The sequence below is a fragment of the Cronobacter sp. HA18003 genome, from assembly GCF_011605905.1.
Taxonomy (GTDB): Bacteria; Pseudomonadota; Gammaproteobacteria; order Enterobacterales; family Enterobacteriaceae; genus Cronobacter; species Cronobacter sakazakii.
Window position 1 is genome coordinate 74,830 of the sequence record NZ_JAANQO010000026.1, and the last position, 14,891, is coordinate 89,720.

Annotated in this window: 13 protein-coding genes; 10 read left to right on the plus strand and 3 right to left on the minus strand. The window is 58.6% G+C overall.

All coding sequences use genetic code 11. The annotated features are described in order from the left end of the window. Positions 1-9: 9 nt before the first annotated feature. The 10 genes from pbpC to G6041_RS18920 all read left to right on the plus strand — a co-directional run bounded on the left by pbpC (position 10) and on the right by G6041_RS18920 (position 11,977). Complete coding sequence (gene pbpC / locus G6041_RS18875; RefSeq protein WP_012124047.1) at positions 10-2,343, plus strand: peptidoglycan glycosyltransferase PbpC; 2,334 nt, start codon at positions 10-12, stop codon at positions 2,341-2,343. Positions 2,344-2,510: 167 nt separating this feature from the next. Next, positions 2,511-2,942: a nucleoside-diphosphate kinase gene (gene ndk, locus G6041_RS18880; RefSeq protein WP_004386973.1), complete on the plus strand. Its 432-nt coding sequence runs from the start codon at positions 2,511-2,513 to the stop codon at positions 2,940-2,942. 180 nt (positions 2,943-3,122) lie between these two features. After that, positions 3,123-4,289 carry a bifunctional tRNA (adenosine(37)-C2)-methyltransferase TrmG/ribosomal RNA large subunit methyltransferase RlmN gene (locus G6041_RS18885; protein ID WP_004386974.1) on the plus strand — a complete coding sequence of 389 codons (1,167 nt, stop codon included), beginning with the start codon at positions 3,123-3,125 and terminating at the stop codon, positions 4,287-4,289. Between the two features lie 418 nt (positions 4,290-4,707). After that, on the plus strand, positions 4,708-5,724 hold the full coding sequence (gene rodZ / locus G6041_RS18890; RefSeq protein ID WP_012124051.1) for a cytoskeleton protein RodZ: 1,017 nt from the start codon (positions 4,708-4,710) through the stop codon (positions 5,722-5,724). A 26-nt stretch (positions 5,725-5,750) separates the two neighbouring features. Then, the gene (ispG, locus tag G6041_RS18895; RefSeq protein ID WP_004386976.1) at positions 5,751-6,869 is read left to right on the plus strand and encodes a flavodoxin-dependent (E)-4-hydroxy-3-methylbut-2-enyl-diphosphate synthase; all 1,119 of its coding nucleotides are present in this window, start codon (positions 5,751-5,753) and stop codon (positions 6,867-6,869) included. Positions 6,870-6,983: 114 nt separating this feature from the next. Beyond that, entirely contained in the window at positions 6,984-8,258 is a 1,275-nt protein-coding gene (gene hisS, locus G6041_RS18900) for a histidine--tRNA ligase (RefSeq protein WP_041460413.1), read from the plus strand. Between the two features lie 35 nt (positions 8,259-8,293). Then, on the plus strand, positions 8,294-8,914 hold the full coding sequence (locus G6041_RS18905; RefSeq protein ID WP_004386978.1) for a YfgM family protein: 621 nt from the start codon (positions 8,294-8,296) through the stop codon (positions 8,912-8,914). A gap of 10 nt (positions 8,915-8,924) precedes the next feature. Then, positions 8,925-10,106 (plus strand): outer membrane protein assembly factor BamB, encoded by a 1,182-nt coding sequence (bamB, locus tag G6041_RS18910; protein ID WP_007869979.1) that lies wholly within the window; start codon positions 8,925-8,927, stop codon positions 10,104-10,106. A gap of 120 nt (positions 10,107-10,226) precedes the next feature. Beyond that, positions 10,227-11,705: a ribosome biogenesis GTPase Der gene (gene der / locus G6041_RS18915; protein ID WP_004386980.1), complete on the plus strand. Its 1,479-nt coding sequence runs from the start codon at positions 10,227-10,229 to the stop codon at positions 11,703-11,705. 17 nt (positions 11,706-11,722) lie between these two features. Continuing rightward, positions 11,723-11,977, plus strand: coding sequence for a zinc ribbon domain-containing protein (locus G6041_RS18920; RefSeq protein WP_012124053.1), 255 nt, complete (start codon positions 11,723-11,725; stop codon positions 11,975-11,977). Here G6041_RS18920 and G6041_RS18925 read toward each other — a convergent pair. The 3 genes from G6041_RS18925 to xseA all read right to left on the minus strand — a co-directional run bounded on the left by G6041_RS18925 (position 11,974) and on the right by xseA (position 14,805). Beyond that, positions 11,974-12,324, minus strand: a complete 351-nt coding sequence (locus G6041_RS18925) for a protealysin inhibitor emfourin (protein WP_004386982.1) — start codon at positions 12,322-12,324, stop codon at positions 11,974-11,976. The genes G6041_RS18920 and G6041_RS18925 overlap by 4 nt on opposite strands. Further along, complete coding sequence (locus tag G6041_RS18930) at positions 12,324-13,349, minus strand: M4 family metallopeptidase (protein ID WP_054628479.1); 1,026 nt, start codon at positions 13,347-13,349, stop codon at positions 12,324-12,326. The genes G6041_RS18925 and G6041_RS18930 overlap by 1 nt, the downstream gene beginning before the upstream one ends. Before the next feature lie 82 nt (positions 13,350-13,431). Next, complete coding sequence (gene xseA / locus G6041_RS18935; RefSeq protein WP_012124055.1) at positions 13,432-14,805, minus strand: exodeoxyribonuclease VII large subunit; 1,374 nt, start codon at positions 14,803-14,805, stop codon at positions 13,432-13,434. Positions 14,806-14,891: the final 86 nt, after the last annotated feature.

The following is a 14,891-nucleotide window of genomic DNA, read 5'->3' on the forward strand; positions in this document are numbered from 1 at the left end:
AGGTGAGCTGTGATTAAAAGCCTGTGTAAAAGGCGCCGCCGCTGGATAATTCTGGCGGCGGCGCCGCTTTTATTGTGCGCTGCGCTGTGGCTTGCCGATAAGTGCTGGCCGCTGCCGTTGTATGAAGTGCAGCCCGCGCGCGTGGTCGTGGCCCAGGACGGCACGCCGCTGTGGCGCTTCGCCGACAAAAACGGCATCTGGCGCTACCCGGTCACCATTAACGATGTCTCGCCGCGTTACCTTGAGGCGCTGCTGAACTACGAAGACCGCTGGTTCTGGCGTCACCCCGGTATTAACCCGCTCGCTATCGCGCGCGCGGCCTGGCAGGATCTGCGCTCCGGCTCGGTTGTCTCCGGTGGCAGTACGCTTACCATGCAGGTGGCGCGCCTGCTGGACCCACATCCGCGTACCTTTGGTGGCAAGCTGCGCCAGGTATGGCGGGCGATGCAGCTTGAATGGCATCTCTCCAAAGCCGAGATACTCACGCTCTACCTGAACCGCGCGCCGTTTGGCGGGACGTTGCAGGGAATTGGCGCCGCCAGCTGGGTGTATCTCGGCAAGCCGCCATCAGGACTAAGCTATTCCGACGCCGCGCTGCTGGCGGTACTCCCGCAGGCGCCGAGCAGGCTCAGGCCCGACCGCTGGCCGGATCGCGCACAGGCAGCGCGCGACAAAGTGTTGCGCCGCATGGCGACGCAGGGCGTCTGGAGTGAAAAACAGGTACGCGAGTCGCTGGAAGAACCGGTCTGGCTGGCTCCGCGCCAGATGCCGCAGCTGGCGCCGCTGCTCTCACGGCGGCTGGTGACGCAGCGTCGCGACACTAAAATCACCACTACGCTTGACGCCGCTTTACAGCGTCAGCTTGAAGATCTCGCGCTGAACTGGAAAGGCCGCCTCCCGGCGCGGACATCGCTGGCTATCCTGGTGGTCGATCACACCACCATGGAAGTGCGCGGCTGGGTCGGTTCGGCGGATATTAACGATGATGCCCGCTTTGGTCATGTCGATATGGTGACGGCGATTCGTTCACCCGGTTCGGTGTTAAAACCGTTTGTCTACGGGCTGGCGCTGGATGAGGGGCTTATTCATCCGGCGTCGCTGTTACAGGATGTGCCGCGTCGCTTCGGGGATTACCGGCCCGGCAATTTCGACAGCGGTTTTAACGGGCCGGTGAGCATGAGCGAGGCGCTGGTGCGTTCGCTGAACCTGCCCGCCGTTCAGGTGCTGGAAGCCTACGGGCCGAAGCGCTTTACGGCGAAGCTGCGTAATGTCGGGCTGGCGCTGCGTTTTCCGCCGACGGCGCAGCCAAGCCTCGCGGTGATCCTGGGCGGCGCGGGCGCAAGACTTGATGAGATTGTGGCGGCCTACAGCGCTTTCGCCCGTCACGGGCAGGCGGCGCGCCTGCGCGTGGTCAAAGGCGATCCGCTGGTGGAGCGTCCGCTGATGTCGCCGGGCGCGGCATGGATTATCCGCCGCATCCTTGCGAACGAGGCGCAGCCGCTGCCGGACGGTTCACTGCCGCAGGTGGTGCCGCTCGCCTGGAAAACCGGCACCAGCTACGGCTACCGTGACGCCTGGGCTGTCGGCGTGACGTCGCGCTATCTGATTGGCGTCTGGACCGGACGCCCGGATGCGACGCCGGTCGCCGGACAGTTTGGTTTCGCAAGCGCCGTGCCGGTGCTGAATCAGGTCAATAATCTGTTACAGGCGGGGGCCGCCTCGGTGGTGCAGCAGGCGAGACAGCCTGTCGATCCGCGCCCGGCTTCCGTGTCGGCAGGTACCATCTGCTGGCCGGGCGGGCAGCACTTACCGGCGGGAGACAGCAACTGCCGCCGCCGGTTATCGACGTGGCTTCTTGATAACAGCGAACCGCCAACGCTGCTTGCCGAAGGGCAGGAAGGGAGCCAGGGCATTCAGTTCCCGCTGTGGCTGAATGCGAAGGGCGAGCGGGTGGCAGCGGATTGCCCGCATGTTTCCGAAAGCCGCCTGTTGCTCTGGCCGCTGCCGCTTGAACCGTGGCTGCCGCCCGCCGAGCGGCGGGCCGCCCGCCTGCCGCCGGTTTCAGCGCAGTGTCCGCCAGTTCATCAGCAGGATCAGGTGCCGCTGCTGCTCACCGGCGTAAGCGAAGGGGCTGTGCTGAAACGACTGCCGGGGCAAGCCGCGTTGTCGCTGCCGCTGCGCAGTCAGGGCGGTGGCGGACGCCACTGGTGGTTTTTAAACGGCGAACCGCTTGATAAAGAAGGCGACAGCGTGACGCTGATCTTTGATAAAAGCGGGGATTATCAGGTCTTGCTGATGGATGAAGTAGGGCAGATCGCGGCCGCGCAATTTCGGGTGGAATGAGTTAAGACACCTGAAAAGCACGCTTTTGGCATGAAGTGTTGCCGAAGCTCATATTATTTTAAAAAAATGTTATCCCCGAAGGTAGGCAAGGCTTTCGATGCTCATTATAATCGCCGCCAATTCTAAACTTGCCTGTCGGGCAAACAGAACAACTTACAGAGGTAATCATGGCAATCGAGCGTACTTTTTCCATCATCAAACCGAACGCAGTCGCTAAAAACGTTATCGGCAGCATTTTCGCGCGTTTTGAATCCGCAGGCTTCAAAATCATCGGTACCAAAATGCTGCACCTGACCGTTGAGCAGGCGCGCGGTTTTTATGCCGAGCACGAAGGCAAGCCGTTCTTTGACGGTCTGGTGGAATTCATGACCTCTGGCCCGATCGTAGTTTCCGTACTGGAAAGCGAAAACGCGGTACAGCGTCACCGTGACCTGCTGGGCGCGACCAACCCGGCAAACGCGCTGGCAGGTACCCTGCGCGCTGACTACGCAGACAGCTTCACCGAAAACGGCACCCATGGTTCCGATTCCGTTGAATCGGCTAACCGCGAAATCGCCTACTTCTTCGGCGAAGGCGAAATCTGCCCGCGCACTCGCTAATAAGCGAAACGGCAAAGAGACATTTACATTTTATTTTCATGATGTCGCTTTAAGCCGTGGCGTCACTGCCATAGAATTTGTACAATGCTGCGCCCCGGATGAGCCTGCTCTGACCGGGGCGTTTCTTTTTTATCAACCCTCCAGAGGCCGTAACGTGTAACAACGAGGCCAGGATCGAATATGTCTGAACACATTGTCACGCCTGAGGATGCCTCAGCGGCGCCTGCTATTAAATCTGAAAAAATTAACCTCCTCGATCTGAACCGCCAGGCGATGCGCGAGTTCTTCAAAACGCTGGGTGAAAAGCCGTTTCGCGCCGATCAGGTGATGAAATGGATGTATCACTACTGCTGTGATGATTTCGATGAGATGACCGACATCAACAAAGTGCTGCGCGGTAAGCTCAAGGAAGTGGCGGAAATCCGGGCGCCGGAAGTGGTCGAAGAGCAGCGCTCTTCTGACGGCACCATTAAGTGGGCGATTGCGGTCGGCGATCAGCGCGTCGAGACGGTCTATATTCCTGAAGATGACCGCGCCACGCTGTGCGTTTCCTCCCAGGTGGGCTGCGCGCTGGAGTGCAAATTCTGTTCAACGGCGCAGCAGGGCTTTAACCGTAACCTGCGCGTGTCTGAAATTATCGGCCAGGTGTGGCGCGCGGCAAAAATCATTGGCGCGGCGAAAGTGACCGGCCAGCGCCCTATCACCAACGTGGTGATGATGGGCATGGGCGAGCCGCTGCTGAACCTGACCAACGTCGTTCCGGCGATGGAAATCATGCTCGATGATTTTGGCTTTGGGCTGTCTAAACGCCGCGTTACGCTCTCTACCTCCGGCGTTGTGCCGGCGCTGGATAAGCTTGGCGATATGATTGACGTTGCACTGGCTATCTCCCTGCATGCGCCGAACGATGAAATTCGCGATGAAATTGTGCCTATCAACAAAAAGTACAACATCGAGACGTTCCTCGCTGCCGTGCGTCGTTATATCGGCAAATCCAACGCCAATCAGGGCCGCGTGACCATCGAATACGTGATGCTGGATCACGTGAACGACGGCACCGAGCATGCGCATCAGCTGGCGGAACTGCTGAAAGATACGCCGTGCAAAATCAACTTGATTCCGTGGAACCCCTTCCCGGGCGCGCCGTATGGCCGCAGCTCTAACAGCCGTATCGATCGCTTCTCTAAAGTGCTGATGAGCTACGGTTTCACCACGATCGTGCGTAAAACGCGCGGTGATGATATCGACGCGGCCTGCGGGCAGCTGGCGGGCGATGTTATCGATCGTACCAAACGCACTATGCGCAAGCGTATGCAGGGTGAGCCGATTGCCGTTAAGGCGGTCTGACAGCGAGCCAAAAGCCGGTAAGGTCACGCGAACAGGCTATCGCGTGACCACTTTCCGCACAGGCGCAGCGATTGCTGCGTAAAGAAGCGTGCATGGTAAATAATTACGGTGCGTTTCTCTGTGCTTTGAGGCAGTATGTAGCGTCGCAACAACATGTTAGCTGGGGCTTTCTGGCTTATCTGGCGTTACTTAACAGACACCGGATAAAAAGCTGGCTATGGTTAACTAACGTTTCTGATTATCGCCTGCGGCGTTATGTCGTCTGAGGCGTTAAAATACGGAAACGGGTAACGGATACGCGTTATGTGCGTGTTCGATGAGAATGATTTCGCGGTATGGGCAGACAGGGCAGCGAAACGTTGTCTTATTCCTGCCGGTGCCAGGTTCCTAATGAAAACAGTACCAGCAGTTGTAGCTAATGAATACTGAAGCCACTCACGAAGAAAATGCACCACACACCACGGGTGAGCGTCTGCGCCTGGCCCGTGAACAACTGGGACTCAGCCAACAGGTTGTGGCGGAACGTTTATGCCTGAAGGTATCGACGGTTCGCGACATCGAAGAGGACAAAGCGCCTGCCGATTTGGCTTCCACGTTCCTGCGCGGTTATATCCGTTCTTATGCGCGTCTGGTGCACGTTCCGGAAGAAGAACTGCTGCCGATGCTCGCCAAACAGGCGCCGGTGAGAACCGCTCAGGTCGCGCCGATGCAAACCTACGCGCTTGGCAAAAGCCGTAAAAAACGTGACGGCTGGCTAATGAGTTTCACCTGGCTTGTGCTTTTTGTGGTGGTCGGCCTGACAGGCGCGTGGTGGTGGCAAAACCACAAAGCGCAGCAGGAAGAAATCAGCACCATGGCGGATCAGTCCAGCGCTGAGCTGAGCCAGAACGCGGCCAACAGCCCGCAATCCGTTCCTCTGAATACCGATAACACCGCTGACGCGTCGCAGGATCAGGCGACGCCGCCTGCCGATCTGCCGTCTGGCGATACGCAGAACACCGCGTCTAACAACCCGCAGCCGACGCCGGTGCCGTCGTCAAATACGGCGAGCCAGCAGCCAGTGGTGGTGCCGCCGAGCCAGGCGAACACCGACACCGCGGCGCAGCAGAATACGACGCAGCCGGCACAAAGCCAGCTGCCGGTAGGCCAGGCTTCCACTGCGCCTGCGGCGGACGCCAACGCGCTGGTGATGAATTTCACCGCCGATTGCTGGCTTGAAGTGACTGACGCGACCGGTAAGAAATTATTCAGCGGTCTGCAACGTAAAGATACTAATCTGAATCTGTCCGGTCAGGCGCCGTACCGCCTTAAAATCGGCGCGCCGTCGGCAGTGCAGATTCAGTACCAGGGCAAACCGGTCGATTTGAGCCGTTTTATCAGAACTAACCAGGTTGCACGTCTGACCCTCAATGCCGAACAATCAGTAACGCAGTAACAGACGGGCAATGAGGGAGATTTGTCATGCATAATGAAGCGCCCATTCAGCGTAGAAAATCGAAACGGATATACGTCGGTAACGTCCCCATCGGCGATGGCGCACCCATCGCCGTGCAGTCGATGACCAATACCCGCACGACGGATGTCGAGGCGACGGTAAACCAAATCAAAGCGCTGGAGCGCGTGGGCGCGGATATCGTTCGCGTCTCGGTGCCAACGATGGATGCCGCCGAGGCGTTTCGTCTCATCAAGCAGCAGGTCAGTGTGCCGCTGGTCGCAGATATTCACTTCGACTACCGCATCGCGCTTAAAGTGGCGGAATACGGTGTCGACTGCCTGCGCATCAACCCCGGCAATATCGGCAATGAAGAGCGCATTCGTACCGTCGTGGATTGCGCGCGCGATAAAAACATTCCGATCCGCATCGGCGTGAACGCCGGATCGCTTGAAAAAGATCTTCAGGAAAAGTATGGCGAGCCGACGCCGCAGGCGCTGCTGGAATCCGCCATGCGCCATGTCGATCATCTCGACAGGCTGAACTTCGATCAGTTTAAAGTGAGCGTGAAAGCCTCTGACGTTTTCCTGGCGGTCGAGTCTTATCGCCTGCTGGCGAAACAGATCGATCAGCCGCTGCATCTTGGGATCACCGAGGCGGGCGGGGCCCGTGCTGGCGCGGTGAAATCCGCGATCGGTCTTGGGCTGCTGCTCTCTGAAGGGATCGGCGATACATTGCGTGTTTCGCTCGCGGCCGATCCAGTGGAAGAGATCAAAGTCGGTTTCGACATTCTGAAATCCCTGCGTATTCGCTCGCGCGGCATTAACTTTATCGCCTGCCCGACCTGTTCCCGCCAGGAGTTCGATGTTATCGGCACGGTGAACGCGCTGGAGCAGCGCCTGGAAGATATCATTACGCCGATGGACGTTTCTATCATCGGCTGCGTGGTGAATGGTCCGGGTGAAGCGCTGGTCTCCACACTTGGCGTCACCGGCGGCAACAAGAAAAGCGGCTTCTATGAAGAAGGCGTGCGCAAAGACCGCCTCGATAACGACGACATGATTACGCAACTCGAAGCGCGCATTCGCGCCAAGGCCTCGATGCTCGACGAGAGCCGTCGTATCAGCGTGCAGCAGCTGGAAAAATAACGCAAACGTGGGAAGCGGCGTGCTTCCCGTGTATGATTGAACCCGCGAACCGCCCCAGCCACACCGGAGCGGTCTGTTTCGGGTTCATTTTTTGTATAGAAAAAGAGAATAAACGTGGCAAAAAACATTCAAGCCATCCGCGGCATGAACGATTACCTGCCGGGCGATACCGCCATCTGGCAGCGCATTGAAGGCACACTCAAGCAGGTGCTCGGCAGCTACGGTTACAGCGAAATCCGTTTGCCGATTGTAGAGCAGACCCCGTTGTTCAAACGCGCTATCGGTGAAGTGACCGACGTGGTTGAAAAAGAGATGTATACCTTTGAGGACCGCAACGGCGACAGCCTGACCCTGCGTCCTGAAGGCACCGCGGGCTGCGTGCGCGCCGGCATCGAACATGGTCTGCTGTACAATCAGGAACAGCGCTTGTGGTACATCGGCCCGATGTTCCGTCACGAACGTCCGCAGAAAGGCCGCTATCGTCAGTTCCATCAGTTAGGTGCAGAAGTGTTTGGCCTGCAGGGCCCGGATATCGACGCTGAACTCATTATGCTGACGGCCCGCTGGTGGCGAGCGCTGGGCATCGCTGAGCACGTGTCGCTGGAGCTGAACTCCATCGGCTCGCTGGACGCGCGCGCTAACTACCGCGATGCGCTGATTGCCTTCCTTGAGCAGCACGTCGATAAGCTCGATGAAGACTGCAAACGCCGCATGTATTCGAACCCGCTGCGCGTGCTCGATTCCAAAAACCCGGACGTCCAGGCGCTGTTAAACGACGCGCCGATGCTGGGCGATTATCTGGATGAAGAGTCCCGCGAACATTTCGCGGGCCTGTGCGCGTTCCTTGACGATGCCGGTATCGCTTACACCGTTAACCAGCGCCTCGTGCGCGGCCTCGACTACTATAACCGCACCGTGTTTGAGTGGGTGACCACGAGCCTCGGCTCGCAGGGTACGGTGTGCGCGGGCGGTCGTTACGACGGTCTGGTTGAGCAGTTAGGCGGCCGCGCGACCCCGGCAGTGGGCTTCGCGATGGGCCTTGAGCGCCTCGTTTTACTCGTTCAGGCGGTTAATCCGGAATTTACGGCGGATCCTGTTGTCGATATATACCTGATTGCGTCCGGCAACGGCGCGCAGTCGGCGGCAATGCAACTGGCCGAGCGGGTTCGCGACGCGCTGCCGGGCTGCAAGCTGATGACCAACTATGGCGGCGGCAACTTCAAGAAACAGTTCGCGCGCGCGGACAAATGGGGCGCGCGCATCGCGCTGGTTCTGGGCGAGGACGAAGTCGCCAACCGTCAGGTTGTGGTGAAAGATTTGCGCTCAGGTGAGCAGCAGGCGCTTGCACAAAGCGAGCTGGCCGCGCATCTGCAGACGCTGCTGGGCTGATTTCCCGGCGACATATCGTTAAGGAGAAGGACTGCGTGGAAATTTACGAGAACGAAAACGAGCAGCTCGACGCGGTAAAGCGTTTCTTTGCTGAAAATGGCAAAGCGCTGGCGGTGGGTGTGGTATTAGGGATTGGCGCGCTCGTCGGCTGGCGTTTCTGGAACGGGTCGCAGGTCGATTCCGCCCGCGAAGCCTCGCTGCATTATCAGAATGTAATGACCGATGTGCGCGCTGACGATCCGAAAACCCTGAGCGCGGCGCAGCAGTTCGTCGCTCAGAATCAAAACACCTACGGTGCGCTGGCCGCGCTGGAACTGGCGCAGCGTTATGTGGATAAAAACGATCTCACCAACGCCGCGCAGCAGTTACAGAAGGGCCTTGAGAACACGAAGGACGAGAATCTGCGCTCGCTGATTAATCTGCGCCTGGCGCGCATTCAGATCCAGCAGAAACAGGCGGATGCCGCGCTGAAAACCCTGGAAAGCGTCAAAGGCGAAAACTGGTCGGCGATGGTGGCCGATCTGCGTGGCGATGCGCTGCTGAGCAAAGGCGATAAGCAGGGCGCGCGTGATGCCTGGAGCAAAGGGGCGGATGATAAAAATTCTCCGGCGCTTGGCGATATGATGCAGATGAAAATCAATAACTTGTCCATCTGAGAGGGACCCGATGCAATTGCGTAAATTAGTTCTGCCAGCGATGCTTTCCGTCACGCTGTTAAGCGGTTGCTCACTGTTTAGCGGTGAAGAAGACGTAGTGAAAATGTCGCCGCTGCCGACTGTCGAAAACCAGTTCTCGCCGCAAGTCGCGTGGGATACCTCCGTGGGAAGCGGGATTGGCGATTTTTATTCCAACCTGCACCCGGCGTTTCTTGATGGCAACGTCTACGCGGCTGACCGTCGCGGCACGGTGAAAGCCGTGAATTCGCAGGACGGTAAAGAAATCTGGAGCATCGATCTCTCTGAGAAAACCGGCTTCTTCTCCCGTAACCGTCCGGCACTGCTCTCAGGCGGCCTGACTGCCGTCGGCGCGCACGTTTACGTGGGCAGCGAAAAAGCGCAGGTATATGCGCTGAACACGTCTGACGGCTCTATCGCCTGGCAGACCAAAGTGGCGGGCGAAGCGCTTTCCCGTCCGGTAGTCAGCGACGGGCTGGTGCTTATCCATACCAGCAACGGTATGCTGCAGGCGCTGAACGAAAGCGACGGCGCGATTAAGTGGACCGTCAATCTGGATATGCCGTCGCTCTCGCTGCGCGGCGAATCCGCACCGGCGTCCGCCTTTGGCGCAGCCATTGTGGGCGGTGATAACGGCCGCGTCAGCGCGGTGCTGATGCAGCGCGGCCAGATGATCTGGCAGCAGCGTATTTCGCAGGCGACAGGTGCGACCGAAATCGATCGTCTGAGCGACGTCGATACAACGCCGGTTGTTGTTAATGGCGTGGTGTATGCGCTGGCGTACAACGGCAACCTGACCGCGCTGGATCTGCGCTCCGGTCAGATTATGTGGAAACGCGAGCTGGGCTCGGTGAATGATTTCATCGTCGATGGCGGGCGTATCTACCTGGTGGACCAGAACGATAACGTGCTGGCGCTGAACGTGGAAGGCGGCGTAACGCTCTGGACACAGACGCAGCTGCTGCACCGTAATCTGACCGCGCCGGTGCTCTATAATGGATCGCTGGTGGTCGGCGACAGCGAAGGTTACCTGCACTGGATGGATACCGATAACGGCCGTTTTGTGGCTCAGCAAAAAGTGGACAGCTCCGGCTTCCAGACTGAGCCGGTCGTGGCGGATAATAAAATCCTGATCCAGGCCAAAGACGGTACGCTTTACGCGATTTCGCGTTAACAGACAGGCGTAGCACAGCTAAAACGGCTCCTGATTAGCGCAGGGGCCGTTTCCTGTTTTCTGAAGCCCGTGGATTTTCTGCGGGTTTAACAATGATTTATCAGTAATGAGGCTTTAAGAATGATACCTGTGGTCGCGCTGGTCGGGCGCCCTAACGTCGGAAAATCCACGTTGTTCAACCGTTTAACCCGCACCCGGGATGCGCTGGTAGCGGATTTCCCGGGGCTGACGCGTGACCGCAAATATGGTCGTGCCGAAGTAGAAGGACGTGAATTTATCTGTATCGATACCGGCGGTATCGACGGCTCGGAAGAGGGCGTGGAAACCCGCATGGCGGAACAGTCGCTGCTGGCGATTGAAGAAGCCGACGTGGTGCTTTTCATGGTGGATGCCCGTGCTGGCCTGATGCCGGCGGATGAGGCCATCGCTAAACATCTGCGCAGCCGCCAGAAACCGACCTTCCTGGTCGCCAATAAAACCGACGGTCTCGATCCGGATCAGGCGGTTTCGGATTTCTATTCGCTTGGCCTGGGTGAAATTCATCCGATTGCAGCTTCTCATGGCCGTGGCGTGACCTCGCTGCTGGAACACGTGCTGGTGCCGTGGATGGACGATGTCGATCCGCCGGAAGAAGTGGATGAAGAAGCCGAATACTGGGCGCAGTTTGAAGCCGAGCAGAACGGTGAACTCGTCGAAGAAGAAGAGGACGATTTCAACCCTCAGGATCTGCCGATTAAACTGGCTATCGTTGGGCGACCGAACGTAGGTAAGTCCACACTCACTAACCGTATTCTTGGTGAAGACCGCGTCGTGGTCTTTGACATGCCGGGCACCACGCGCGACAGCATCTACATTCCCATGGAGCGTGACGGACGCGAATTCGTCCTCATCGATACCGCGGGCGTGCGTAAGCGCGGCAAAATCACCGATGTGGTGGAGAAGTTCTCGGTTATCAAAACGCTGCAGGCGATTGAAGATGCCAACGTGGTGCTGCTGGTTATTGATGCGCGTGAAGGCATTTCCGATCAGGATCTCTCGCTGCTGGGCTTTATTCTCAACAGCGGCCGCTCGCTGGTTATCGTCGTCAACAAGTGGGACGGCCTGAGCCAGGAAGTGAAAGAGGAAGTAAAAGAGACGCTGGATTACCGTCTCGGCTTTATCGACTTCGCCCGCGTACACTTCATCTCCGCGCTGCACGGCAGCGGCGTTGGTAACCTGTTTGAATCGGTACGCGAAGCCTATGACAGCTCCACGCGCCGCGTCAGCACGGCGCTGCTGACACGCATTATGAAAATGGCGGAAGAAGACCATCAGCCGCCGATGGTGCGTGGCCGCCGCGTGAAACTGAAGTATGCGCATGCGGGCGGTTATAACCCGCCGATTGTGGTGATCCACGGAACTCAGGTGAAGGACCTGCCGGATTCCTACAAACGCTATCTGATGAACTACTTCCGCAAATCGCTGGATGTGATGGGTACGCCGATTCGCATTCAGTTTAAGGAAGGCGCGAACCCGTTCGCCAACAAGCGCAACACGCTGACGCCAAACCAGTTGCGTAAGCGTAAGCGCCTGATTAAGCACATCAAGAAAAGTAAATAACCGAAGCGGGAGTCATCATGACTCCCGCTGTGTTTTCAAGGAGGTCTCACGTGGAATTACGTTGTCCGAACTGTCAGCACGAGCTTGAACAAAGCGAGCGCGGCGCGCATTGCTCTGCATGTCATCAGGATTACCAGGTCGAGGCGCGCTGCCCGGAGTGCCATCAGCCCCTGGAAGTGCTGAAAGCGTGTGGTGCGGTGGACTATTTCTGCCGTAACGGCCACGGTCTCATTTCCCGTAAACGCGTGGAATTTACGCTGCACGCGCACTAGTCGCAGATGCAGTCTTCGCCACGCTTCCAGAGTTCACGCAGCCCTTCCGGCGCGGCGTTTTCCGGCACCAGCAGAACGATGTCGGCGTAGCCCGCCTGATCATGCTGCGTCCAGAGGATCTGGATGCGGAAGTAGCGCTGATCGCCGCGCCCTGGCGAATCGGACTGTCCGGGCGGGAACGCCTGTGGCAGAGCCTGATGCAGAATATCGATAAGCCGTTGACGCTGCTGGGCGTTTAACTCAGCGACGGCGATGCGTCGCTGACCGGCCAGGCGTGGCATATACGCCACGCCGCCTTCACGCGCCAGCTCCACGACGGCATCATCCGTCAGATCTGGCAAATCCATCACAACACCCCTGTGGTTTTCCACGCCTGTTCAATTGCCTGCGCCACGCTGTCGCCGGAGCGTTTACGCCCATGCTCGATAGTCAGCTTCGCGAAGCTGGCAAAATCCGCATTTTGCGAGAGTGAGCGGTCACAAACCGTGTCATACCACGCATAACCGGCTTTTTCCCAGGCGTAACCGCCGATGGCTGTCGCCGCGAGATAAAACGCGCGATTCGGTATGCCGGAGTTAATATGCACGCCGCCGTTATCCTCGCGGGTTTTCACATAATCTTTCATGTGGCCGGGCTGTGGATCTTTGCCGAGCAGCGGGTCGTCATATGCGGTGCCTGGCTCTGACATCGAGCGCAGCCCTTTGCCGTTGATGCCTTCCGCCAGCAGCCCTTCGCCGATGATCCAGTCCGCCTGGTCTGCCGTCTGCTGGCGCTGATACTGTTTCACCAGCGAGCCGAAGACATCAGAAAGCGATTCATTGAGCGCGCCGGCCTGCTCGAAGTAGATAAGCCCGGCTTCGGTTTCCGTCACGCCGTGGCTAAGCTCATGGCCCACCACGTCAATGGCGATAGTAAAGCGATTGAAGATTTCGCCATCGCCGTCGCCAAAGACCATCTGCTGGCCGTTCCAGAAGGCGTTCTGGTATTCCTGCCCGTAATGGACCGTACCGTTGAGCACAAGGCCTTTGTTGTCGAGCGAATCGCGCTTATACGCTTTCCAGAAAAAATCGTGCGTCACGCCCAGATAGTCGTAGGCTTCGTCCACGGCGACGTCGCCGTTGGATGGCGCGCCTTCGCGGCGCACAAGCTCGCCTGGCAGCGTTTCGCGGTTCTGCGCGTCATAGATATCGCGCTCCAGCTTGCCTTTGGCGGAGACGTGCGCGGCAGCGGTCTCTTTGGGCTGATGCGCCATCAGGGTCTGGACGTGGGTGAGGGTCTGGCGCGCTTTCTGCTGCTGGGGCTCTGAGCCATGATCGATAATGCGGCGCAGGATGTACGGGGGAATAACGGTTGGATAACGTGACTGGTTCATTAGGGTCTCCTTACACGGCAAGTGCCGTTGAAAAAACCAACACTTGCAGTATAGTTCGCGACCAGTCCGGCGCTGCTGAGGTTTATCCGGTTTTCTTTTTGCGCGTTTTTTTGGCGGGCGTGATCTGGCGGACTTCGCTTTCCACCCAGCCGTCGGCAAGCCGTGTAGTGAGCGTATCGCCGGGCCGCACCTGCTTCGTCGCCTTCAGCACGTTGCCATCCTGCGCCGTGGTAACGCTGTAGCCGCGTGCCAGCGTCGCGAGCGGGCTGACAGCCTCCAGATGCGTAATAGCGTTGCCGAAACGCTCACGCGTGTGGCTCAGGCGGGCCGCGACAATCTGCCCGAGGCGATACTCCAGCTGCTGAACGCGCGCCGAGGCGCGATGCAGACGCGGCAGCGGCTGCTGCTGGTTCAGACGTTGCATCAGGCGGGTCTGACGCTGCGTTGCATGGCGCATCCGGCTGTCCAGCGCGTTATCCATACGCTGGCGCAGGCGCATCAACAGCGTTTGCTGGCGGGCGAGGCGCAGCTGCGGGTGCTGCTGTTCAAGACGGTGATGCAGGCGCGTAAAGCGCTGCTGGCGGTTAGCCAGCGAGTAGTCCATCGCCATTTCCAGACGCTGCTGCAAGGCCTGTACCTGGCGCAGCAGTTCAAGCTGGTTGCGGCTGACTATCTCGGCGGCGGCGGACGGCGTTGGCGCGCGCAGATCCGCCACGAAATCGGCGATGGTGACGTCGGTTTCATGGCCGACCGCGCTGACGATCGGAATGCGGCTTGCGAAAATCGCCCGCGCGACGCGTTCGTCGTTAAAGCTCCACAAATCTTCCAGCGAGCCGCCGCCACGCCCGACGATTAACACGTCGCATTCATCACGCAGGTTGGCAAGCTCAATGGCGCGCACAATCTGCGCGGGCGCGTCGTCGCCCTGTACGGCGGTCGGGTAGATAACCACCGGCAACGACGGATCGCGACGGCGTAAGACATTCAGCACATCGTGCAGCGCCGCGCCGGTTTTCGACGTAATCACGCCCACCTGGCGCGCCGGGGAGGGCAGCGGCTTTTTCAGCGCCGGATCGAACAACCCTTCGGCGGCGAGCTGCTGCTTAAGCTGTTCATAGCGCTGTTGAAGCAAGCCTTCACCGGCAGGCTGCATGCTTTCGACGATGATTTGATAGTCGCCGCGCGGCTCGTAGAGCGTAATATTGGCGCGCACCAGCACCTGCTGGCCATGCTGCGGGCGGAACGTCACGCGACGATTGCTGTTGCGAAACATCGCACAGCGCACCTGGGCGGTGTCGTCTTTGAGCGTAAAGTACCAGTGACCGGACGCGGGCTGAGTAAAGTTGGAGATTTCGCCGCTGATCCAGACCTGGCCCATCTCCTGCTCAAGCAGCAGACGCACGCTCTGGTTAAGGCGGCTGACGGTAAAAATTGAGGGTGTCTGAGTAAGCGGCATGTGAGCTGGATCAAATTTTAAATCAGCGGGTTATTCAATCGATAGTAACCTGCATGCAGACCAGCGCAACCTTTTTTCGCAAAAAA